Annotated in this window: 21 protein-coding genes; 8 read left to right on the top strand and 13 right to left on the bottom strand. The window is 64.8% G+C overall.

All coding sequences use genetic code 11. The features are described from left to right. Position 1 precedes the first annotated feature (1 nt). On the bottom strand, positions 2-1,492 hold the full coding sequence (locus tag ACXJKC_RS16070) for a potassium/proton antiporter (protein WP_456697751.1): 1,491 nt from the start codon (positions 1,490-1,492) through the stop codon (positions 2-4). Positions 1,493-1,611: 119 nt separating this feature from the next. Here ACXJKC_RS16070 and ACXJKC_RS16065 point away from each other — a divergent pair, with 119 nt between their 5' ends. After that, complete coding sequence (locus ACXJKC_RS16065; RefSeq protein WP_456697750.1) at positions 1,612-2,463, top strand: alpha/beta hydrolase family protein; 852 nt, start codon at positions 1,612-1,614, stop codon at positions 2,461-2,463. Here ACXJKC_RS16065 and ACXJKC_RS16060 read toward each other — a convergent pair. The 9 genes from ACXJKC_RS16060 to ACXJKC_RS16020 form a co-directional block, all read right to left on the bottom strand. After that, the gene (locus tag ACXJKC_RS16060) at positions 2,452-3,324 is read right to left on the bottom strand and encodes an AraC family transcriptional regulator (protein WP_456697749.1); all 873 of its coding nucleotides are present in this window, start codon (positions 3,322-3,324) and stop codon (positions 2,452-2,454) included. The genes ACXJKC_RS16065 and ACXJKC_RS16060 overlap by 12 nt on opposite strands. Then, positions 3,321-3,776 (bottom strand): GyrI-like domain-containing protein, encoded by a 456-nt coding sequence (locus ACXJKC_RS16055; RefSeq protein ID WP_456697748.1) that lies wholly within the window; start codon positions 3,774-3,776, stop codon positions 3,321-3,323. The genes ACXJKC_RS16060 and ACXJKC_RS16055 overlap by 4 nt, the downstream gene beginning before the upstream one ends. Positions 3,777-3,919: 143 nt before the next feature. Further along, the gene (locus ACXJKC_RS16050; protein WP_456697747.1) at positions 3,920-4,093 is read right to left on the bottom strand and encodes a CsbD family protein; all 174 of its coding nucleotides are present in this window, start codon (positions 4,091-4,093) and stop codon (positions 3,920-3,922) included. A 62-nt stretch (positions 4,094-4,155) separates the two neighbouring features. Further along, complete coding sequence (locus ACXJKC_RS16045) at positions 4,156-5,106, bottom strand: diguanylate cyclase (protein WP_456697746.1); 951 nt, start codon at positions 5,104-5,106, stop codon at positions 4,156-4,158. Positions 5,107-5,486: 380 nt separating this feature from the next. Further along, positions 5,487-8,114 carry an acetoacetate--CoA ligase gene (locus ACXJKC_RS16040; protein ID WP_456697745.1) on the bottom strand — a complete coding sequence of 876 codons (2,628 nt, stop codon included), beginning with the start codon at positions 8,112-8,114 and terminating at the stop codon, positions 5,487-5,489. A gap of 44 nt (positions 8,115-8,158) precedes the next feature. Continuing rightward, positions 8,159-9,337 (bottom strand): sugar ABC transporter permease, encoded by a 1,179-nt coding sequence (locus tag ACXJKC_RS16035; RefSeq protein ID WP_456697744.1) that lies wholly within the window; start codon positions 9,335-9,337, stop codon positions 8,159-8,161. A gap of 8 nt (positions 9,338-9,345) precedes the next feature. Next, positions 9,346-10,134: an ATP-binding cassette domain-containing protein gene (locus ACXJKC_RS16030; RefSeq protein WP_456697743.1), complete on the bottom strand. Its 789-nt coding sequence runs from the start codon at positions 10,132-10,134 to the stop codon at positions 9,346-9,348. A 79-nt stretch (positions 10,135-10,213) separates the two neighbouring features. Beyond that, the gene (locus ACXJKC_RS16025) at positions 10,214-11,371 is read right to left on the bottom strand and encodes a substrate-binding domain-containing protein (RefSeq protein ID WP_456697742.1); all 1,158 of its coding nucleotides are present in this window, start codon (positions 11,369-11,371) and stop codon (positions 10,214-10,216) included. 129 nt (positions 11,372-11,500) lie between these two features. Further along, positions 11,501-13,276 (bottom strand): NAD(P)-binding domain-containing protein, encoded by a 1,776-nt coding sequence (locus ACXJKC_RS16020; RefSeq protein ID WP_456697741.1) that lies wholly within the window; start codon positions 13,274-13,276, stop codon positions 11,501-11,503. Positions 13,277-13,464: 188 nt separating this feature from the next. Here ACXJKC_RS16020 and ACXJKC_RS16015 point away from each other — a divergent pair, with 188 nt between their 5' ends. Next, on the top strand, positions 13,465-14,298 hold the full coding sequence (locus tag ACXJKC_RS16015; protein WP_456697740.1) for a mycofactocin-coupled SDR family oxidoreductase: 834 nt from the start codon (positions 13,465-13,467) through the stop codon (positions 14,296-14,298). Here ACXJKC_RS16015 and ACXJKC_RS16010 read toward each other — a convergent pair. Continuing rightward, positions 14,266-15,222, bottom strand: a complete 957-nt coding sequence (locus ACXJKC_RS16010) for a DMT family transporter (RefSeq protein ID WP_456697739.1) — start codon at positions 15,220-15,222, stop codon at positions 14,266-14,268. The genes ACXJKC_RS16015 and ACXJKC_RS16010 overlap by 33 nt on opposite strands. Positions 15,223-15,323: 101 nt before the next feature. On the opposite strand from ACXJKC_RS16010, the gene ACXJKC_RS16005 reads away from it, so the two are divergent. The 3 genes from ACXJKC_RS16005 to ACXJKC_RS15995 are packed head-to-tail and all read left to right on the top strand — an operon-like array spanning position 15,324 to position 17,343. After that, complete coding sequence (locus ACXJKC_RS16005) at positions 15,324-15,518, top strand: ferredoxin (RefSeq protein ID WP_456697738.1); 195 nt, start codon at positions 15,324-15,326, stop codon at positions 15,516-15,518. Next, positions 15,515-16,768 carry an NAD(P)/FAD-dependent oxidoreductase gene (locus tag ACXJKC_RS16000; RefSeq protein WP_456697737.1) on the top strand — a complete coding sequence of 418 codons (1,254 nt, stop codon included), beginning with the start codon at positions 15,515-15,517 and terminating at the stop codon, positions 16,766-16,768. The genes ACXJKC_RS16005 and ACXJKC_RS16000 overlap by 4 nt, the downstream gene beginning before the upstream one ends. Positions 16,769-16,815: 47 nt before the next feature. Further along, positions 16,816-17,343, top strand: coding sequence for a universal stress protein (locus ACXJKC_RS15995; protein WP_456697736.1), 528 nt, complete (start codon positions 16,816-16,818; stop codon positions 17,341-17,343). A 30-nt stretch (positions 17,344-17,373) separates the two neighbouring features. On the opposite strand, the gene ACXJKC_RS15990 is transcribed toward ACXJKC_RS15995, so the two are convergent. Beyond that, a complete protein-coding gene (locus ACXJKC_RS15990; protein WP_456697735.1) occupies positions 17,374-17,811 on the bottom strand; it encodes an Lrp/AsnC family transcriptional regulator in 438 nt (145 codons plus the stop codon). 139 nt (positions 17,812-17,950) lie between these two features. Here ACXJKC_RS15990 and ddaH point away from each other — a divergent pair, with 139 nt between their 5' ends. Genes ddaH through ctlX form a run of 3 tightly spaced genes read left to right on the top strand, consistent with a single transcriptional unit; the run spans position 17,951 to position 20,803 of the window. After that, on the top strand, positions 17,951-18,796 hold the full coding sequence (gene ddaH, locus ACXJKC_RS15985) for a dimethylargininase (RefSeq protein ID WP_456697734.1): 846 nt from the start codon (positions 17,951-17,953) through the stop codon (positions 18,794-18,796). Next, complete coding sequence (locus tag ACXJKC_RS15980; protein ID WP_456697733.1) at positions 18,793-19,830, top strand: ornithine cyclodeaminase; 1,038 nt, start codon at positions 18,793-18,795, stop codon at positions 19,828-19,830. The genes ddaH and ACXJKC_RS15980 overlap by 4 nt, the downstream gene beginning before the upstream one ends. Beyond that, the gene (gene ctlX / locus ACXJKC_RS15975) at positions 19,823-20,803 is read left to right on the top strand and encodes a citrulline utilization hydrolase CtlX (RefSeq protein WP_456697732.1); all 981 of its coding nucleotides are present in this window, start codon (positions 19,823-19,825) and stop codon (positions 20,801-20,803) included. The genes ACXJKC_RS15980 and ctlX overlap by 8 nt, the downstream gene beginning before the upstream one ends. Here the strand turns inward: ctlX and ACXJKC_RS15970 are convergent. Next, a complete protein-coding gene (locus tag ACXJKC_RS15970; RefSeq protein ID WP_456697731.1) occupies positions 20,778-21,686 on the bottom strand; it encodes a LysR substrate-binding domain-containing protein in 909 nt (302 codons plus the stop codon). The genes ctlX and ACXJKC_RS15970 overlap by 26 nt on opposite strands. Positions 21,687-21,751 lie beyond the last annotated feature (65 nt).

The following is a 21,751-nucleotide window of genomic DNA, read 5'->3' as shown; positions in this document are numbered from 1 at the left end:
CTCAGGCGGGCTCGCGCCCCCAGCCGGCCAACCGGCCGTAGCGACCGACCAGGTGCAGCCTGGTCTCGGTCGCCTCGCGCACAGATCGTTCGGCGACGATGAGCAGATCGTCATTGATCGCGATGCGGTCGGTGCGGTGCGGCACGAATGTGGTGTCGTCGCGCACGACAAGAGAGACCGACGCCCCATTGGGCAGACGCAGCTCGCCCATCTCGACTCCCGCGAGCTTGGATCCCTTTGGCACATGGATCTGCAGCAGATCGGCACTGACCCGCTCGAGTGGGGCCGCTTCGACTTCGACATCGCGGGCATCGTCGGTCAGCACTCCGCACAAGGCGGCGAGGCGGGCCAGCGGGGCTGCCTGCAGCAATGTGTAGATCACCACCGCGACGAACACGACGTTGAACAGATCCCGGGAACCGGCCACTCCCGCCGACAACGGAATCGTGGCCAGGACGATCGGCACCGCTCCCCGCAGCCCGGCCCAGCCCACGAATATCTGTTCGCGGGGGCTGCGGCCGAACCACACAGCGCACGCCATGACCGTCAACGGTCTGGCGATGAACGTCAAGATGGCACCGATCGCAATGCCCTGACCGATGTGCCACCAGCGCAACTCATCGGGGCTGGCCAGCAGACCCAGCATCACGAACAGGCCGATCTGAGCGAGCCAGCCGATGCCCTCGACGAATGAGCGGGTCGCGGTGCGGTGTGGCAACTCGGCATGACCCAGCACGAGCGCGGCGACGTAGACCGCGGCGAAACCACTCGCGTGGATCGCCGCTGCCGAACCGTAGGCCAGCACCGTGAAGGCGAAGACGACCAAGGGATAGAGACCCGATGCCGGCAATGCGACCTGCCGCAGCAGATAGGCCCCCAACCAGCCGACGGCCGCGCCGATCGCGACACCGATGACCAGCTCGAACACGATCAGGCCGACCAGATAGGCGATGCCCTTGTCGGCGACCTCGCCGGCGCTGATGGCGACTACGAGGACCACGATCGGGGCGTCATTGAGACCCGATTCGGCCTCCAGCGTTCCCTTGACCGATGACTTGAGCGGCACGGTCCGCAGTACTGAGAAGACCGCCGCAGCGTCGGTCGGGGTCAACACCGCCGCCAGCAGCACCGCCAGTTCCCACTCGAAGCCCAGGAGGAAGTGCGCGCCGGAAGCGACCACGATGACGCTGATCGCCGAGCCCAAAGTGGCCAACAGCATGCCGTACCCCAGATTGGGTCTGACATGTTCCCACTTGGTGGTCAGACCGCCCTCGGCAAGGATCAGGACCAGTCCGCCGAAGCCCAAGGCATGGGCCAATCCGACATCGCTGAAGTCGATTCCGAAACCCGAGCTGCCCAACAGCAGACCGAGACCGAGGTAGACCAGCAGCGACGGCAGCCCGATGGTGACCGAGAGGCGGACCGCGAGAATCGCGAGGATGAGCACGCCAGACCCGACCAGCAGATAGCGATCGAGGTCATGGACGTCCACGAAGGGCTCCTCCTACGGACTCGATGGATGGCAATTCTATCGGTCTTTGCATGTCCTCCCGACACTGCGTTCATCCCGTTCATCTGGCGCGCACGGCTGACCTGGGCTGGGATGGACCCGTGGATCGTCGAAGCGCTCTCTACTTGCTGGCTGCCGGATCTTTGGCGGCCTGCTCACCGCGCACCACCCGCGAACGGCCGACAAGGAGAAATCCCATCGAAAAGATCTCGTACGGCACCGACCCCCAGCAGTTCGCTGAACTGTCCCGCCCGTCCGGCAGTTCGAAGGGTGTCGTCGTGGTGATCCACGGCGGATTCTGGCTGGCCGACTACGACCTGTCGCTCGGTCGGCCACTCGCGGCGTCCCTCGTTGCGGCGGGCTGGACGGCGTACAACGTCGAGTATCGCCGCGTCGGCAACGGCGGCGGGTGGCCGAGGACGTTCGACGATATCGCCGCCGCGATCGACGCCCTGGCCGACATCGAGCGTCTCGACACCTCGCAGGTTATCACCTTGGGACACTCGGCGGGCGGCCATCTGGCCGTCTGGGCCGCATCGCGCGTCCGACTTCCGACCGGGGTGGGGGCGGATCCTCGCGTGCCGGTGACGGCGGCCGTCTCCCAGGCCGGAGTCCTCGACTTCACATCGGCAACGGCCGACCAGCTCGGCGGAGGCGCCGTCCAGCGGTTCATGGGCGGAACGGTCGATCAGCGCTATGCAGTTGCCGATCCCACAGAGCAGATCCCGCTGGCGGTCCCGGTGCGATGCATACACGGGACGTCGGACGACGTCGTGCCGCTGAGTCAGTCGACCGACTACGTCGAGCGGGCGAGCGCACTCGGCGCGGACGCTACTGTCACCGAGGTCGACGGGGACCACTTCGTGCTGATCGACCCCAGCTCATCGGCGTGGTCCACGACTCTGCAGATCCTCGACGATCTTGTCGGTCCTACGGCGAAGTCAACTCGCTGAACGGCCAAGTGGCTCCGCACCCAGTGGCTCCAACAAGAGCAGTATCTCGGTGACCAGTTCGTGGGGCGGAGTATCGACTGGGTCGTTGAGATATACCTCGACGACCGGGTGGTCTCCGGGCGCACGGCCACTGGCAGGAAGCCATTGACCGTACAGCCACGAATACGCCGCGTGCATCGATGCATAGGGGCCGCGATAAGTGAGCACCGCGTACTCGCCTGCCGGAAGAGTCATGCGCTCGAGACCGTCGGGCACCGTCACGTCACCGGTTCCGATCTCGATTCCTGCAGCCGAACGCAGCTGCTGCTCGGGCACCGCTTCGGGATCGTCGTAGTAGACCGCGACCAGCGCGCCGGTTTCGATCCCAGCGCTCGTCAACCCGTGCCGGGCTCGCGCGAACGCTCTACCGATGTCCATGAATGAGCCGGTGTGCATCGAGGCAGCCACGACCCGCTCGCCGACAGATCGGAGCTCGACCGGATGGGGCCCCAATGTCGGATCCGGACCGGCTACCCGGAAATCGGCATGCTGACCGGATTCTCGATAACTTGCCGGCGGCATCCCGTAGGCGCCCCGGAAGCTCCGCGAGAACGCCTCTGCGCTGCCGAATCCGCTCCGGGCTGCGACCTCCCGTACCGACATGCCAGTTGCGGCCAGATAGCCCGCGGCACGATGCAGACGGAGCCTTCGAACCGTCACGGCAGCCGATTCACCACACATCGCCTGGTAGACACGATGCCAGTGGAATGGCGACAGATGTGCGACCTCGGCCAACCGGAACAGATCCAACTCGGAGTCCAGGTGGTCGTAGATGTAGTCGGTCACCTCGACGACCTGACGTACATAGTCGGCACGGTTCACTGCGGCGATCGCACTCCGATCGAGATCTCGATATCTCCGTTCGGAGCATATTGCTCGTAGTCGGCGACGAAGGTCTTGGGTAGATCACTGCGCGACCAGATCTCCTGCCACACCACAGCGACCAGGTCCGACCGCTCCCGCTCGACCGGGAACACGATTCGTGACGATGCCCGAACGGTTGTCGCCACCAAGCCGGGAGGCACCGGTTCATCCGCTGCGATGCGGCAGCCGATCACCAAGGTGTAGTCACCGGTGTTGTCGACGCCTTCGTGTTCGAAGTCGGTGTAGACAGCGAATACGTCGTCGCTGATCCGGTCTGCGATCTGCGATATGCCGCCGTTCGCAGAGAACGCCTCCCAATGACCGGGGATCGTACGCATCGCGACGTCATTGTTCGTCCGCAACGGAACTCCGGCAATAGTCAGGTCTTCGGTGAGCTCGTGTGCGTTCATGCCGCCACGTTAGCGAGGGTCGACCTGACAATACTTGCTGTCTTTCGACAGTCCGGCCGGCCCGGGGAAATGCAGACGGGCGCACCGGCCAGCGTATGGCCTGTGCGCCCGGGATCGTGAGAACGATCGAAGTACGACGACGGTCAGTGCTTGAAAGCGTCCTTGACCTTCTCGCCGGCATTCTTGAGGTCCGACTTGGCCTGATCTCCCTTGCCTTCGGCTTCCAGCGACTCGTCATCAGTCGCCTTGCCCGTGGCCTCCTTGATCTTGCCCTTGGCGTCCTCGGCTGCATTGCTGATCTTGTCTTCGAGACCCATGGTCGATCCTTTCGTTGACTGACCTCCCATTACCCGATCGCGGGAGTATCAATCATCCGCAGTCAATTCGTCTGACGGGCGGCCTTCTCCAGGTACATACGACGGTCCGCACGTTCGAGGACCGAGTCGACCGAATCCCCAGACTTCGCCTCGGCCACTCCAGCTGACCATTCACCCGGCGATGACTCGGCCAGTCGTTCGACAACTTGAACTGCCACGTCCATCGAAGTCTCGGGCAGAACCAGAAGGAACTCATCGCCGCCGGTACGACCGATGACATCGAATCTGCGGACCTCTTGCCGCCAGTGCTCGGTGACTGCCTGCAGCAGATCATCGCCCGCACGGTGACCCAAGGTGTTGTTGAGGGCACGCAGACCATCGAGGTCTATCGACACAACTGACAGGGGGACGTCGCGGCGAGACGAGCGTGACATCTCGCGTTGCAAGGACTCTGTGACTCCGCGCAGATTGAGCACGCCGGTCAGCGGGTCGGTACGGACCAGCCTGTCCATGCGGGCTTTGATCTTCCAGAACACTTCCGTCGCCAGCGCGGTCTGGAACACCACGCTCAGCGCGAATCCGGTGAGCACTGAATTGTCACGGTGCAAGATCGCGATGAACCACAACGCTGCCCCCGAATAGAGGGTGTACCGGCCGGCGGGCCATCGCAGGAACCACACCGCATACGCGCCGAGGATCGGCAGTGCGGTTCCATTGGCCAACGCCCCGAGATCCTGGTTGGTGTTCCAGGTCAGGGCGGCTATCGTGCCCAACTGCAGAGCCATGAAGACAAACGCCTCGGACATCGTGAACCGGTCGCCGCGGGCCAATGTCCAGATCAAGGCCCCGAGAGCCGCGACCGCCAAGACTGCCAAGACCGAGCGCGGATTCCGTTGAGGCTCCCAGGTGATGAGTCCCAGGATGAGCAGCACTGTTCCAGCCCCGTATATCAACGCCGACGCGGACGTCAGCGGCGGCAGCGCTCGGAGCGCACCGATGGAACCAGCCCTCATGTCACTCTCCCTCAGGATGAGTCTACGAGCGAAGACAGGCTGACACTTACCAGTACGGACAGAATAGTTCTCTCGGGCTACTCCAACGTACTCATCCAGCACGCCGGAATGGTCCTATTGGTTTTTCGTTGGTACTTCGCATAGTTCTAAAGGGCTGTGACCACGCGCTCTGCGGCCCGCGCCGAAAAGTCGTGGGTCGAATCACGTCATGTGTGCAGACTTCATCCGTCTCACTGACATGACTGCAGTATTGACGCTCTTGGGCGGACTCCTGGTACTCGCATTGCTGCTCGGCGTCGACCGCTTCCGCAATCGCTCGCGCAAGCACAAGGCCTGACGACCGAGACCTGCCCAGGTCCCTTCGGCCGCCAGGCCCTGGCTCAGACCACTCCCGCGATCGATCGCGCGATGTCCCGATATCGGCTCAAGAATTCGTCCTCGGGCAGTTCGCCGTCCGCGCGATACCAGCTCGCGACACCCAAGCACAGCGAGGTGATGGCCCGGCTCGCATCACCGGGATGCGGCGTCTTGAACTCGCCGCTCTCGACGCCGTCGGAGACCACGATGTCCAGCATCCGCTGCTGTTCATCGCGCCGTGACACATATCGGGTGCGATTTTCCGGCGTCAGGCTTCGCATCTCGTTGGCCGACAGCACCGCGCCTTCTTGCCGGTTCATATGGAACAGCAGCAACGAATCCACCAATGCGTCGAACTGGGCGCGGGGATCATCCCCTGCCTCTTCCAACGCGTACCTGCTCCGCTCGATCAGCTCATCGATCACGACCATCATCAGATCGATCAGGATGTCCTGCTTCGAGCGATAGTGGTGATAGATCCCCGGCACCGACAGACCGGCCCGCTCGGCCAGCTGGCGAGTACTCGTCCCGTGATAGCCCTTCTCGGCGAACGCGTCCAGCGCCGCGGCCAGGATGCGAGAGATGCGCTGGGTCGAATACGTCCGCCAGTTGCTGTAGTCGTCGGTGGGCTCGACCGCCTCCTCGCCGGCCATCGCGGCTCGCTCCTCGGCGAAGTCGACGAGCCACTGCAGTGCGTCGAGATTGTCGACGGCCCCGCGACTCACAACGTCCGAGGGCGAACGCCCGGCCAGGAGCCGCTTGATCGGGACTTCGAGCTTCTTTCCCGACTTGGTGCGCGGCAGGGCTGGAGCGAACACGACTTCATCGGGGACGTGTCGCGGTGACGTGCGTTCCCGCAGTCGATCACGTATCCGCCGCTCGACGAGTTCGCGATCGCCTGCGGTGTCGTCGCTCACGACGAACAACGGCATCCAATAGCCGCCGTCCTCACGCTCGACACCTACCACCAAGGAGTCCGTCACCTCGGGCAGAGACTCCACGGCATCGTAGATCTCGGCGCTGCCGATCCTGATTCCGTTGCGGTTCAGCGTCGCATCGGATCGACCGTGGATGACGACGGTCCCCCGGTCGGTCAACGTGATCGCATCGCCTTGGCGCCATACTCCGGGGAACTCCTCGAAGTACGTCGACCGATACGCCTCGCCGTCCGGATCGTTCCAGAACCCGATCGGCATCGACGGCATCGGTTGAGTGATGACCATCTCGCCGGATGCTCCCGGCGGGACGGGACGGCCGCTGTCGTCCCACACCTCGAGCGAGATGCCGAGCGCGACGCCGCTGATCTCTCCGTCGTAGACCGGAAGCATCGGATTGCTGGAGACGAAGATCCCCACAACATCGGTTCCGCCGCTGGTCGAGCCCAGTTGAACCGTGGGGCTGACGTGCTGGCGCACCCAGGTGTTGGCGCTGGCGGGCAGGATCGACCCGGTCACCCCGATTGTCCGCAGGTGCCCGAGATCGAAATCGCGACCCGGTTCGCTCTTCGCGCGCTCACAGGTCTTCAAGAACCCTGGGCTGGTGCCGAAGACCGTGACTCGGTGCTCATCGACGATCTGCCACATGCGGTCGATATTGGGCTCGACCGGACTCCCGTCGTACAAGATGATCGTGGCGCCGTGCAGCAGACCGCAGACCTGGGCGTTCCACATCATCCAGTTCGGGCTGGTGTACCAGAAGAAGACGTCGTCGGACCGCAGATCCAGATGGAATCCCGGCGAGGCGAACTGTTCCAGCAAGGCACCGCCATGTCCGTGCACGATGCCCTTAGGCAGACCACTGGTGCCCGAGGTGAACAGCACCCACAGAGGGTGATCGAACGGCACCGGCACGGCGTCGACCGGATCGGCCTCGCTCAGAGCGCTCTCCCATCCGAGGACATCATCGCTCTCCGCGTCGAGTTCGAGGCCCGCAGTGTTGACCGCAATCGTGTGCGTCAGCGTCGGAAGGAGGTTCTTGAGCTGCCGGACCTCATTGCGCCGATCTTGGACGACACCTTTGAAGAAGTAGCCACCGCCGCCGATCAGGACCTTGGGTTCCAGTTGGGCCAGTCGGTCTGCGGCAGAAGGTGCAGCCAGGTCGAGTCCGGCCTGAGCCCAGGTCGCGCCGATCCAGGCCGTCGCCAGGAAACCGACAACACCCTCGATCGAATTGGGCAGGTACGCAACGACGCGATCGCCACTGTCGACCCCCAATGACCTCAGGTAGCCGGCAAGGGCCTGCACCTGACGGCGCAGTTCACCGTGGGTGATCGATGAGGCCATCTCGTCCTCGCGAAGCATGATGACGGCATCGCGATCGGAGTCGGGCGACCGGAGAAGGTGCTCGGCGATATTGAGCGTCGCGCCCGGGAACCACTTGGTTCCCGGCATCTGGGGACCCTCCCAGACGGCACTCGGAGGCGTGTGGAACTCGACATCGAAGAAGTCGGCAACCGCCCCCCAGAACCCTTCCGGATTCGCCGCTGCCCATGAATGGATCTCCTGGAAGTCCGTCACGTCGGCGAATCGGACGATCTCGTGCTTCTCCAGCCACTGCGCGAACTCCACGATCCGTGAGCCAAGGACCTGCTCGCGTGTGGGAATCCAGGCAGGCTGCCCATCGTCCGGTGTGACCTCAACCGACCGCATCATGTCTGACGGTCTCCTCTGATCTGTTGGTGCGGACTGTTGGGCGGTCACACTCGTCGCGGCCACAAGGAACCGCGCGTGATGACCACGTCCATTGCCACTGCAATTATCAGTACGCCACCTGTGGCGAAGTTTTGCACCTCAGGGGAGAAGCCCAGGAGCTGGACCCCATTGGTGATCGATCCGATCACCAATGCGCCCAACAGCGCGGACCACACGCTGCCCCGGCCACCGAAGAGACTCGTTCCGCCGACGACTGCTGCTGCGATCGCGTTGAGCATCAGCGGACCGCCGCCCGAAGAGTTCGACACACCCAGCAGCCGCGAAGCGTCGATGACGCCGGCGATGACAGCGCAGGCACCCAGAATGAGGAAGGAGTAGATCACCATTCTGGCGACCGGGATGCCCGCGCGCTGGGCAGCTTCACGGTTACCGCCGACCGCGTACAGCCGGACACCGTACTGGGTCCGCGTCGTCAGATAGGAGGCACCGACGAGCATCACCGCGAGGATCAGCACCGGCAACGGCAGCCCGTTGGCCTGAGTCAATACTGCGACACCGCCGAACAGCGCGACCCCGCACAGCACGATCGGAGCGAGAGTTGCGGCCGGACGAGCCGAACCGCCGTTGCGCCAGCGAGTGATCGCGAACGCCGCCCACAGGGCGAATGTGAGGATGAAGCTGATGCTGGTCGGCAGGTGCGAGCTGGCGATCTTGGCGTACTCCGTGCCGCCGACGCTCACGGTGAACTCCGGGGGCAGCACGACGAGCAGCAGTCCTTGGAAGACCACCATGCCGCCGAGGGTCACGATCAGCGAGGGCACCCCGAAGACCACGATCGCCGCCTGGATCAGCATCGCGAGGACACCGACCAGAAGGGCGAGGGCAAGGGCCGCATACAGGTTCCACCCGTGGTTGACCGCGAGGTTCGCCGCGATCGTCGCGGCGACTCCCGACAGGACTGCGGAAGACAGGTCGATCTCGCCGACCAGCAGGACGAACACGATGCCGAGCGCCAGGATCGCGGTCGTCACGATCTGCAGGGCGAGGTTCGTGATGTTCTGCGAGCTGAGGAAGGCCGAGTTCTGGGTGTAGAAGAACAGCCAGATCAATGCCAGGACACCCAGCACCGGGACGCTGCGGAACCGCTCGTCGAAGCCGCCGATCAGCCGGGCTCCCCAAGGAGTCGACCGTTCTGCTTTGTCCGCAGGTGGTGTCTTGCTCATCGTGCCCCTCATTCGTGTGCACCCGTGATGGCCGAGACGAGATCCGTCGCGGTGTACTTGCCTCGCTCGAATTCGGCGACCTTGGTGCCGAGCCGCAGCACGACCACACGGTCGGCGACGTGCTGGACGTCCTTCAAGTCGTGCGAGATGACCAGGACCCCGCGCTGCTGCTCCTTGAGCCGCAAGATCAGGTCGAGAACCTCGGAGCGCTGGGTGATTCCCAAGGCGGCGGTCGGTTCGTCCAGCATGACCAGGCGGGGATCGGACACCAGCGCACGACAGATCGCGATGCCCTGGCGCTGTCCGCCGGACATGCCGCCGACCGGCGTCGTGTATGAACGCAGTTTGACCGACATACCTTCCAGCAGCTCGCGGGCGTGCTTCTCCATGACGGAACGGCGCAACGCGCGTCCCCGCCACAGACCTGTCGTGACTTCCTGACCCAGGTACAGGTTCTTGACCGCGTCGAGGTTGTCGCACAGGGAGAGGTCTTGGTAAACCGTGTGGATGCCGGCACTCGCGGCTGCACGGGGGCTGTCGAGCTTCACCGCTTGGCCGTCGACGTGGACAGTTCCTTCGTCGGGCCGCTCGACGCCGGCCATGATCTTGACCAGGGTCGACTTGCCGGCGCCATTGTCGCCGACCAACGCGACGACCTCACCGGCGTGCAGCGTGAGGTCGACCTCGTTGAGGGCGCGGACGCCTCCGAAGTACTTGGAGACGGAAGTCAGTTCGAGCAATGGCGGCATCGTCGCGACCTGCGTCGCGGCGCCTACGGCATTCCGGCTTTCTGGCATGGTGATTCCTTCGTTGGTGGGGGCGGCGGCCGGTGTGGCCACCGCCCCCAGATCACGGGTAGATCGATGACGCGGAAGGTCAGCCGACCTTCTCTTTACAGGTGGCCGTGCCCTTGGCCGGGCCGGTGCAGATCTGGGCCCAGGTGAACATGCCGAGATCGACCGCCTTCTGAACCGCCTCGCCCGGATCCTTGCCCTCTTCCAGGTGGATGTGCTCGGACGCCAGCTTGGCGGTGGGCACCTTCGCGCCGCCGTTGTCGACGACGTCCTTGACCAGGTCGGCCGGCGGCTCCTCGCCGTTGATGGCCGCCAGCGTGATCTTGGCGGCGGCTTCTGCCTCGACCGAGAATGCCTTGAGGACGTTGTCCTGCTGGTCGCCGGTCAGCATGTACTGCAGACCGCTGAGCTCGGGGTTCTGGCCACCGTAGACGGGCACCTTGGCGTTCTTGCTCTTCAGCGCGGCGATGATGCCCGAGGCGTTGCCGTCATAGAAGCCGAGGAAGGCGCCGACCTTGTTCTGCGTCTTGGTCAGGCACTGGTCGGCTGCGGTCTGGGCGTTGGCCGGATCCCAGTTCTTGATGTAGTCCTCGCATACGACATCGATCGAGCCGTCATCGATCAACGGCTTGAGAACGCCGTCTTGTCCCTTCAGCATGTCGGTCGTGTAGACGTCGCCCTTGTTGCCGTACTGGCGGGCCAACTTGACCGGCTTGGGTCCGAATGCCCCGGCATCGAGCTGCGAGACGAAGTAGTCGGCCTGCAGCTTGCCGACGATGACCGGGTCGAAGATGACCTGGGAGAACATCGGGCCGTTGAGCGGGGAGTTCTCGTAGCCGATGACCGGGACCTTGGCCTGAGCCGCGGCCGTCAGCAGGCTCGCGCTGGTGTTGGGATCGGCCGCCACGACGACGAGTGCCTTGGCCCCGGCCGCGATCGCCGCATTGGCCTGCGACAGCTGGGTCGCCGAATCGCCGCCGGCGTTGACGAACTTGACCTCGATATTGCTGTCGAGCTTCTGGATGGCCTTCTTGAAATCCGGGCCGTCCTGCTGGATGTAGCGAGTCGGTGTCGTGTTGGGGGCCATGAAGTAGACCAGCTTCTTGCCTGAGTCATTGCCCTTGTCGCCGTTGCCGCCGTCTGAACTACTTCCCCCGCAGGCAGACAACGCCACACTGGCGGTGCAGCCCAGCGCCACGACCTTCAGCATCGTGCGCAGCTTGTTGGTGTTGCGTGACATCACTTCTCCTTTGTCAACTGTCCGGCCAGGTGGCGCGAACTGGGAGTGAGAGCTCGGGCTCTCACGGGATGACGGACAAGTCCCTGCCGGTGACGGCCGAGATCCGGTGGCAGTGCTTCGCCGTCAGATTCAGCGGGCAATGACTCCCTTCTGCAACGCCACGATTTGCAGCGCGAGATGCTTGGAATAGATGCGGACCCAGGCCAGGGGACCGGCCATGAACCAGAAGCCCGGCACACCGGTGCGCCGGTAGAGGCCACCGATCTCGCCGTCCTCCCCGATCCCCAAGACGTCGGGGCAACGGTCGGCGACACCATCGCCGAACAGCCGGCGGCTGGTTTCGCGCATGTTCTTGTAGCCGGTCGCGAGCACCACGACGTCGGCTTCGAGTTCACGGCCGTCGTCGAGCTTGATGCCCGTCGCGGTGAACTCGGCCAGGCCGGCACCTGCGGCAAGCTTGACCTTCTGCTCGGCGATGAGTCGGGAACAGCCGACGTCGATGTAGTAGCCGCCGCCCTTCTGCAGCGCGAAGCCCAACAGGCCCGTGCCATCCGGGCCGTCGTTGAGCTGGAAGCCGACAGCTTCCAGCGATGCGAGCAGCTCGGCATCTTTGATCGCGGTCTGACGGGTACCCTCGACCGCGAATTCCAGAACCTGCGGCCAGGGAGTCGAGCAGGCCAACAGATCGGCGTACTCGGTCGGCGGTCCGGTCTCGGTGAAGTTCGCTCCGAAGATCGCCGGGATCCCGTGCTCCTGGCTGATGATGTGGGTCGAGGAACGCTGCACCATCGTGACGTCGGCGCCGGCCTCGTAAAGATCCTGGACGATGTCGTGCGCGCTGTTGCCCGCCCCGACCACGATGGCCTTCTTGCCGGTCCAGTCGGCGCCCGACACGTGGGCGCTCGAGTGATAGGAGATCCCGCCGAATGAGTCCCGTCCGGCGATCTCAGGCAGATTGACCTCGGCAGCAGCGCCGGTCGCCAAGATGACGTCCTTGGGGTGGAGGGTCCGCAGGCCCTCGGCGGTATGGACTTTCAGCGTCCAGACACCGGACTGCTCGTCGTACGAGCTGTCGTACATCTCGGCGTTGGTCCACACGTTGAGTTCCATGATTTCGGCATAGAACTCGAACCAGTCGGCGATCTTGTCCTTGGCCGAGAAGATCGGCCACGAGCTCGGGAACGGCAGGTACGGCAGGTGATCGGCCCAGACCGGGTCGTGCAGGACCAGCGAGTGGTAGCGCTTGCGCCAACCGTCTCCGACTCGCCCGCTCTTTTCCAGGATCAGCGCGTCGACGCCCATCAGGCCCAGGTTCGCGGCGACCGCGAGGCCGCCCTGGCCGGCGCCGATGATGACGACATCGGGTTCGCGATCTGCGTATGTGATGCTCTCGTTGCGGCGGTCTTTCCAGTTGCGCTTCGAGCTCGCGTCGGCCAGATGCCGCGGTCCGGTGGGACGGCGCGCGCCGATGGCACGTTCGTGGCCCTTGACGTCTTCGACACCGGTCATGACCGAGGCCGCGAGCCAGACTCCGTTGATGTCGACGAGCTTGGCCACTCCACGGCACCAGGCCGTGGGAGTCTCGAAGAGGAAGAACCCCTCGATCGTGACGCTGCCGTCACCCAGCACGGCGCGGGGAGCGTGTCCTTCGTCGAGGCTGAAGCTCGTGGTCGCTGCGGCGTCCAACGACCCCTGCAGCAGCCCGGCGATCGCATCGCGTCCGTGGAATGTTCCCAGGTCCCACGTCAGCGCCAGCAGATCGCGCCAGTAGCAGTCGTCCGTGACGGCGCTGAGCACACGATCGACGGACCGCGACTCCATCGCACTGGAAAACGCGTCGAGCCACTGACCGAAAACGGCCTCCGCATTGTCGACGGAACCTTCAGTCGCCACGTCCAAAGTCACGGCCAGTCTCCTTCACTTCACCTCCGACCGAGCGATCGCTCGGTCGTGCAGTAGGAGTGTGGCACACGTCTCACCGAGTTGTAAATAGCCATTCATGGATCCGATCCCGAGTCCTCCCCCGGGCTTGATTTCGGCCCCGCCTCGTGAGGTAACCTCCCCGGCTAACCCCCATCACGAGGAGAGTCACCATGGCCGGACGAGTAGCAGGCAAGGTCGCATTCATCACCGGAGCGGCCCGCGGGCAAGGGCGCAGTCACGCGGTGCGCCTGGCCGAGGAAGGGGCCGACATCATCGCGATCGACACCCTGAAAACCATTGCAACGGCGGACTATCCGATGGCTTCGGCCGATGACATGGCCGAGACGGTTCGCCTGGTCGAAGCCACCGGACGGAGGATCCATTTCGCTCACGCGGATGTGCGTAATTTCGACTCGCTCAAAGCCGCTCTGGACGACGGCGTCGACAAGTTTGGCCGGGTCGACATCGTGTCGGCCAACGCCGGAATCCTGTCGTTCGGATCCGGCCACGAAATGTCCGAAGACACCTGGGGCGAGATGATCGACATCAACCTCAGCGGCGTGTGGCGCACCGCCAAGGCAGCAATTCCACACCTGATCCGTCAGGGTGAGGGCGGATCGATCATCCTGACCTCATCGCTTGCCGGCCTGCAGGCCAATGCCGGGATCGGGCACTACGTGTCGGCCAAGCACGGGGTCGTGGGACTCATGAAGACGCTCGCCGTGGAACTCGCCGAACACAACATCCGAGTCAACGCCGTCAACCCGTCACAGGTCGACACCCCGATGGTTCAGCACCAGGGCATGTACGACCTGTTCAACCCCCATCTCGAGCACCCCACGAAGGAGGATTTCGCCCGGGCGTCGGGAGATACCATCGCGCTGCCGATTCCGTGGATCGAGTCGATCGACATCAGCAATGCGGTCTTGTTCCTGGCCTCCGAGGAGGCGCGGTACATCACCGGCGTCGCGCTACCGATCGATGGCGGAGGACTGCTCGTGTGACCGGGGGCGGGCGGACTCGCTTTTGCGTGCTCGCGGGCCTTGCCCGGTCAGGAAACCGACTCCGGCCAGTATCGCCACGAGGCCGAGCACGAGTCCGCCGCTCATCGGCTCGCCCAGCCACACCACACCCAAAGTCGTGCCTGCCAAGGGAACGATGAATGTCACGGTCGATGCTGCCAACGGTCCGGCAGCCCGAATGATCCAGAAATGGAGCAGATATCCCCCTGCCGTTGCACCTGCGCCGACGACCAGCACCGCCAAGACGACGTCCGTGGTGATCGGCGCCGTCGGCGGCGACAGCACGAGAGCGGCGATCGAGGCAGGGAGCATCAGGACCGTCGCAGCGATCTGCTGGCCGAGTGCCACCGACAGAGGCGGATCGTCGGGAAAGCCCTGCCGCGCATAGACGCCGCCCAGCGCGTAGAGCACGGCAGCTGCGACGGAGGCCGCGGCCGATCCCAATCCGCGCCCGTCGAGAGCTATCGGAGCGCCTCCGAACAAGGCGGCAACACCCAAGATGCCCACCGCCACACCTGCGACGTGACGCCAAGTGATGCGCCGGCCGAACCAGATGGCCATGACCGCGACGGTGAACATCGGCGTCGTGGCGTTGAGGATCGCGGCCATCGACGCATTGAGCCCGACGATCGCCACCGCCACCAATGTCAGCGGACCCGCGACATTGAGCGCCGCCAAGACGAGAAATGCACCGAAACGACGACGAATCAGGCGCCACGCTCCGTGACTGGTCACGGCCAGAAGACCCAAGACGACAGCTCCGATCGCGAGCCGCACATGCGTGACGCCGACCGGGCCGAGGGCCGGGGCGGCGATCTTGACCAGCGGGAATGAACTCCCCCACAGGCCGCCGAGCAGCAGCAGCGCGCCGATCAATCTGAACGGGGTCGTCTCCGTGTTCTTCATCCCTGGCACCCCGACATCATGTTGACAACATACTATACCCCTGTAGGGTATCTAACAAGCTAAGTCGGTGGCTTTTCCGCCCCGAAGGTCAGGAGTGTTCCATGCAGGTCGACGTCGATTTCAACAGGTGCCAGAGCAATGGGCTATGCGTCCTGATGGCACCGGAGGTATTCGATCTCGACGACAACGGGTACTTGCAGTTCGATGCGAATCCCGACGAGTCGTTGCGTCCGGCCGTCGAGGACGCCGTGGCCAGCTGCCCGGTCAGCGCCATCACGTTGACCTCGCGGCCATGACCCTTGAACAGACGGCGCAACTGTCCCGCGGTCGGGTCGTCGTGGTCGGCGCGTCGCTGGCCGGCCTGCGCACAGCCGAGACTCTGCGGAACGGAGGGTTCAGCGGCGAGATCGTCATCGTCGGCGACGAAGTACACCCGCCCTACGACCGTCCCCCTCTGTCGAAGGCGGCATTGAAAGGTCTGCTCCAACCCGCCGAGAATCGGCTGCCGTTCTCCGATGACCTCAAGGCTCGCTGGCTGCTGGGCCGACGTGCTGTCGGAGTCGACCTGGTCGAACGACACGTGACCCTCGACAGCGGTCTCGAGCTGACGTTCGACGGTCTCGTCATCGCGACCGGCGCCAGGGCCCGTGAACTGCGAACCAGCACCGAACCGAATCCTCGGGGTGCGCATACGCTGCGCACCCTCGATGACGCCACGGCACTGTGCCACGCGCTGGAACGTCGACCGGATCGGGTCGTGGTGATCGGCGCCGGATTCATCGGCACCGAAGTCGCCGCGTCCGCCCGGGCCGCCGGCCTGGAGGTCACTCTGACGGATGCGGCCGCATTGCCCTTGCTCAACGCCACCGGCCGCGACGTCGGCCGATTCTGTGCCGATCTGCATCGTGAACGCGGCGTCGAACTGCAGATGGGAGTCGCCGTGGAAAGGCTCCTCACCGTCAACGGCGCCCTCGAAGCCGTCGGCCTGGCAGACGGGACCGAGTTGCCGGCAGATCTCGCGGTCGTCGGTCTCGGCACGATCCCCCACATCAGTTGGCTGGCCGGTTCCGGAGTCATGCTCGATGCCGGGGTGAGGGCCGATGCCTCACTTCGCGTCCTCGACGATCACGGCAGCGTCATCCCCGGTGTCGTCGCAGCCGGCGATGTCGTCCGCTGGCCGCACGGACTGTTCGACGACCGGCTCATGCGCATCGAGCACTGGAGCAATGCCGTCGACCAGGCACGTGCCGCGGGCAAGACGCTGCTGCACCACCTCGGCGCCAGGACCGATGCCGAACCAGATCCTTACGCAGGAGTGCCGTCATTCTGGTCCGACCAGTACGACGTGAAGATCCTGTCGATCGGTCTGCCCCATCTGGGCACTGAGTCGGCGGTTCTCGCCGGGAAGCCGAGCGAAGGCAAGTTCGTGGTCGGCTTCGGTCGCGGTGGCGTCATGGTCGGCGCCGTGGGGGTCGACGAAGCCCGACGCCTTGCCGGTTACCGCCGCCACATCGCTGCTCGCGGCGCCTGGCCACCGCCCGAATGATCCAACCAGACCACCACCAATTCACCATCGAAACAAAGGACATCGATATGACCAACACGTCATTGAACAACCCAGACCTCGACAACCAGTCGCCCATCCTGATCGCGTACGACGGATCCGCTGATTCGCGGGCCGCCATCGACCAGGCAGCTCGTCTCTTTCCGGGCGCTGCGACCGTCATTCTCTACGCGCGCCAGCCGCTTGAGAGCGTCGCAGCCCACCTGGAAGGGCACCCCGCGCTGGAAGAGCTGAAGAGCCTCGATGCAGCGACCCACGACGCATCTGCCCAGATAGCGGCCGTCGGAGCCAAGATCGCCGTCGAGGCCGGTCTCGCGGCCGAGCCACGCGTCTCGTCCATCATGGGCACCGCGTCGGAGGCCATCGTGGCGGTGGCCGACGACCTCAATGCCTCGCTCATCGTGATCGGCTCACGCGGGCGGCGCGGTCTGCGCGCGACCATCATGGGCAGCACTGCGGCCAATGTCCTGCACCATGCGAGCCGTCCGACATTGGTCATCCCGTCGACCGACGTCGCACGCGCACGCGCACGCCGGGAGATCCTCACACCCCAGTGAAGCTGCGCCCGGCTGCCTAGAGGTCGGGCGTCATGCGCGAGGCCGGTCGAGCACCCGCGACATCACGATGACGCTGCGGGTGCGATCGACGTTGTCGAACTCGCGCATGCGCTCGACCGTCCGTTCGATCTCGGCCATGTTCGACGCCATGACGTGCACCAATGCGTCGGCGTCGCCGGTTATCGTCCACACGCCGACAACTTCGGGGATCGCTTCCAGGTCACGCTTCAGACGGTCGGTCGAGACATTGCCGCGGTACGACAGCTCGACGTAGGCCTCGGTGTCCCACCCCAGCGACGCCGGATCGATCAGCACTGTGAATCCCGAAATCTGCTTGCGGGCGAGCATCTGGTCGACTCGTCGTTTGACCGCCGGGGCGGAGAGTCCCACCTGTGCGCCGATCTGCTGATAGGTCGCCCGACCGTCGGCCAGCAGATGCCCGATGATCTCGCGATTGACCCGGTCCATATGGCCCTCCAGTCGATATTTCGTCATTCGTTAATACGTGCCGGTTGTGTGCAACGAATGATCGCATTCTAAGCAACAGATCGCGATTGTTTGCGAATGTATCGCGTCATACGTTGGTTTCGAAACCCAAGGAGCTCGCATGACGACAACATTGTCCCCTTCCCCAAGCCGGATCCTCGACCGGACCGCGAGCACAAAACACCTCTTAATGTGCCCTCCGGAGTACTTCGAGGTGTCGTACTCGATCAATCCGTGGATGGACCCCACCACCGGCGTCGACATCGCCCGTGCGCACGACCAATGGTCGATCCTGCGGGAGACCTATCTGAGTCTCGGCCACCGAGTCGACCTGATCGAGCCCGTCGAGGGACTGCCCGACATGGTCTTCGCGGCAAATGGCGGCATCGTGTTCGATGGACGGGCCATGGCACCGAATTTCACCCATGAGCAGCGACGCCCCGAGGGCGCGGCCTACCGCACGTGGTTCGAGTCGGCCGGCTTCGCACCTACCGTCCAAGCGACCCTTCAGAACGAGGGTGAGGGCGATGTCCTGACGATCGGCGATGTCATGCTCGCCGGCACGGGCTTTCGCACCTCGCGCCCGGCGCATGCCGAGATCAGTGCATTCTTCGGCGTCCCGGTGATCACGTTGGAGCTGGTCGACTCTCGCTTCTACCACCTCGACACGGCGCTCACAGTGCTCGATGCCGAGACCGTGGCCTACTTCCCCGGCGCGTTCAGCGCCGCCAGCAATGCCGCGCTCCGGCAGCTGTTCCCCGACGCGATCCTCGCGACCGAGGCGGATGCGGCGGTATTCGGCCTCAATGCGATGTCCGACGGCCTGAACGTGATGCTGTCAGACCGGGCGACCGGGCTGCACGAGCAGCTCCGCGCGCACGGCTTCAATCCCGTCGGCGTCGACATGAGCGAACTGATCAAAGCCGGCGGAAGCGCCAAGTGCTGCACATTGGAGCTCCGCGCATGACCACGGTGCGATTCGTCGACGTCCCCCACATGGTCCGTTGGGTCTCGGCCACCGGTGCCGAGACCATCATCGCCGAGCTGATCACCGCGATCGAGCGCGACTTCGCCCGTTGGGGCGACTTCGACAAGACGCCGCGCGTGGCGGCGCATTCGCCTGAGGGTGTCGTCGAACTGATGCCCACCAGCGATGGCCAGACGTACGGTTTCAAATACGTCAACGGCCACCCGAGCAATCCTGCCCGCGGCTTCCAGACCGTGACGGCATTCGGGATGCTCGCGAACGTCCACAACGGCTATCCGACGTTCATCGCCGAGATGACGGTGCTGACTGCCCTGCGCACGGCGGCGACCTCCGCGATGGCGGCCCGCCATCTCGCGCGCCCCGACTCGTCGGTCATGGCGATGATCGGGACGGGTTCGCAGGCCGAATTCCAGGCTCTGGGATTCCGCGCCGCACTCGGCATCAACCGGCTCCGGGTGTGGGACACCGACCCGCTCGCGCTCGACAAGATCGTCCGCAACGGTGAGCGATTGGGCTTCGAGGTCTACCGCGCCGAGAGCGGCATCGACGCTGTCACCGGCGCCGACATCATCACGACGTGCACCGCCGACAAGACGAATGCGACCGTGCTGACCGACTCCATGATCACCGCAGGAGTGCACGTCAACGCGATCGGCGGCGACTGCCCCGGCAAGACCGAACTCGAGCCGAGCATCCTGCCGCGCGCCCGGGTCTTCGTCGAATACACCCCGCAGACCCGTATCGAAGGTGAGATCCAGCACCAGTCGGCTGACTTCGCCGTCACGGAACTCTGGCAGGTCATCGACGGATCCCGGCCCGGTCGACAGAGCCGTGACGACATCACGGTCTTCGACTCGGTCGGCTTCGCGATCGAGGACTTCAGCGCCTTGCGCTACGTCGCCGAAGCAGTCAGCGACACCGAGCACTTCACGTTGATCGACCTGATCGCCGAGCCGGCCGATCCGAAGGATCTGTTCGGTTTCGCCACCGCGCATGAGGTGGCCCGTGTCTAGCGCGCTGCTGTCTCCCGTGGACGGCACCGCAATTCCGCCTCAAGCCCCCTCATCGGTCGTCATGGTGCGACCGCACAGATTCCAGCCCAATCCGCTCACGATCGCCGACAACGCGTTCCAGTCCAAGGAACCGCAAGGCACACCCGAATCGATCGCCCGTTCGGCGTACGACGAGGTCACGCAGCTCGCGGAACGTCTGCGCTCGGTCGGCGTGGCGGTGCACCTGTTCGACGACACCGGCGCCGAGCTGCCCGACAGCGTGTTTCCGAACAACTGGTTCTCGACACATGCCGACGGGCGGGTCGCGCTCTATCCGATGTACTCACCCAACCGGCGAGGCGAGCGACGATCCGATGTCGTGGCGATGCTCCGGAGCCAGTTCCGGGTCACCGCGATCCACGACTACTCGGTCCTCGAGGACGAGGAGATGTATCTCGAAGGCACCGGCGCCATGGTGCTCGACCACGTCCACCGAGCGGCGTACATCTCCCGATCGCACCGTGCGCACGATCAGGCGGTCAGCCAGGTGTGCCGCGACCTGGGCTACCGGCCGTCGGTCTTCACCACGACGGATCAGCGCGGAATCCCGATCTATCACACCAATGTCATGATGTCGGTCGGCACATCGATGGCTCTCGTAGGCCTCGAGACGATCCCCGACGACGCCGAACGTCGCGCGGTCGAATGGCAGCTGCGCGACTCCGGCCACGCCATCGTGCCGCTCTCCCACCGCCAGATCGATGACTTCGCCGGCAATGCGATCGAAGTCCAGGGCGACGACGGTCGCTACCTGGTGATGTCGGCCCGCGCCTATGCGAGCCTGACCGACGCGCAGCGCGATGCGATCTCCGAGCACGCCACGATCCTTGCGGTGCCCGCACCGACGATCGAACTGGCCGGCGGATCGATCCGGTGCATGATTGCGGGCATCCACCTGCAGTCGCTCGCTATCGACGCGGGCGGTGCTCGCTGACGACTCGGCCGAGTGCTTCGCGGCAGGCGAGAACGCCGGGCTGACTTGCCGATGCGCGCCGCGCCGAGGTGAAGATCGTCCGGTGCGGCGCGCCTTCCAGATCTCGCAAGGTCACCGAGGGCACGCCGCCGAGCCAGAGCAGATCGGGCAGCAGCGCGACGGCGTTGCCCGACTCGATCAACCGGATCTGCGCCTGCAAGTCGGCGGTCTCGTAGCGGACGTCCGGCTCGAAGCCGGCCAGCCTGCAGGCCTGCTCGGCGAAGTGCCGGGACGCGACTCCGCCCGGTTCCATGACCCAGGGGGCCTGTGCGGCATCCGCGATTGTCTGGATCGAGGCGAGCGGCTGGCCGAGCGGCGGCACGGCCAATCTGATCTCGTCGGTGGTCAGATCGATCGAGTCGAGTTCGGGGTGCCAGGGCGCCGCGTGACCCGGGTACTGCTCGGCGATCACGAGATCGAAATCGCGGGCCCAGGTGTCGCGGAGGGCCGACTCCGGCTCACGCTGCGTCATCGTGACCCGCAACAGCGGATGCTCCGCCGACAGCATCGTCAGTGTCCTCGGCATCAGAGCGAGTGCCGCCGACTGGAACACCGCCATGCGGATCGTTCCGGTCGCCTCGGCCAGAGAGGCGGCCAGGTCGGACTCGGCCTGTTCGAGCCGTTCGAGCACCGCGGTCGTGTGCTCGACGAGGATCTCGGCCTGAGGCGTGAGCTGGACCGTACGGCCGACCTTGCGCAGCAACTCGACGCCGACTTCCTGCTCGAGTTGGGACAACTGCTGCGACACCGACGAGGGACTCTGGTGCAAGGCGGCCGCGACATTGGCCAGCGTCCCGCGGATCTTGAGCTCCCGCAGGAGACGCAGTCGGCGCACTTCAAGCATGCGTACCACCGGTAAGCAAAGGTGGCGGGTATTGGTCAGTAATCATCGCTTTACCTTACCTAGTT

The organism is Aeromicrobium sp. P5_D10 (assembly GCF_054049535.1).
Note: the sequence above shows the minus strand (reverse complement) of the source record. Positions and strands in the feature narration are given on the sequence as shown.

Coding starts and splice junctions, on each gene's coding strand:
- ACXJKC_RS16030 (WP_456697743.1), bottom strand. CDS start 10,134: ATGCCAGAAAGCCGGAATGCCGTAGGCGCCGCGACGCAGGTCGCGACG.
- ACXJKC_RS16055 (WP_456697748.1), bottom strand. CDS start 3,776: ATGAACGCACACGAGCTCACCGAAGACCTGACTATTGCCGGAGTTCCG.
- ACXJKC_RS16050 (WP_456697747.1), bottom strand. CDS start 4,093: ATGGGTCTCGAAGACAAGATCAGCAATGCAGCCGAGGACGCCAAGGGC.
- ACXJKC_RS15980 (WP_456697733.1), top strand. CDS start 18,793: ATGACCACGGTGCGATTCGTCGACGTCCCCCACATGGTCCGTTGGGTC.
- ACXJKC_RS16000 (WP_456697737.1), top strand. CDS start 15,515: ATGACCCTTGAACAGACGGCGCAACTGTCCCGCGGTCGGGTCGTCGTG.
- ACXJKC_RS16010 (WP_456697739.1), bottom strand. CDS start 15,222: ATGAAGAACACGGAGACGACCCCGTTCAGATTGATCGGCGCGCTGCTG.
- ACXJKC_RS16005 (WP_456697738.1), top strand. CDS start 15,324: ATGCAGGTCGACGTCGATTTCAACAGGTGCCAGAGCAATGGGCTATGC.
- ddaH (WP_456697734.1), top strand. CDS start 17,951: ATGACGACAACATTGTCCCCTTCCCCAAGCCGGATCCTCGACCGGACC.
- ACXJKC_RS15970 (WP_456697731.1), bottom strand. CDS start 21,686: ATGCTTGAAGTGCGCCGACTGCGTCTCCTGCGGGAGCTCAAGATCCGC.
- ACXJKC_RS15990 (WP_456697735.1), bottom strand. CDS start 17,811: ATGGACCGGGTCAATCGCGAGATCATCGGGCATCTGCTGGCCGACGGT.
- ACXJKC_RS16035 (WP_456697744.1), bottom strand. CDS start 9,337: ATGAGCAAGACACCACCTGCGGACAAAGCAGAACGGTCGACTCCTTGG.
- ACXJKC_RS16040 (WP_456697745.1), bottom strand. CDS start 8,114: ATGATGCGGTCGGTTGAGGTCACACCGGACGATGGGCAGCCTGCCTGG.
- ACXJKC_RS16015 (WP_456697740.1), top strand. CDS start 13,465: ATGGCCGGACGAGTAGCAGGCAAGGTCGCATTCATCACCGGAGCGGCC.
- ACXJKC_RS16025 (WP_456697742.1), bottom strand. CDS start 11,371: ATGTCACGCAACACCAACAAGCTGCGCACGATGCTGAAGGTCGTGGCG.
- ACXJKC_RS16045 (WP_456697746.1), bottom strand. CDS start 5,106: ATGAGGGCTGGTTCCATCGGTGCGCTCCGAGCGCTGCCGCCGCTGACG.
- ACXJKC_RS15995 (WP_456697736.1), top strand. CDS start 16,816: ATGACCAACACGTCATTGAACAACCCAGACCTCGACAACCAGTCGCCC.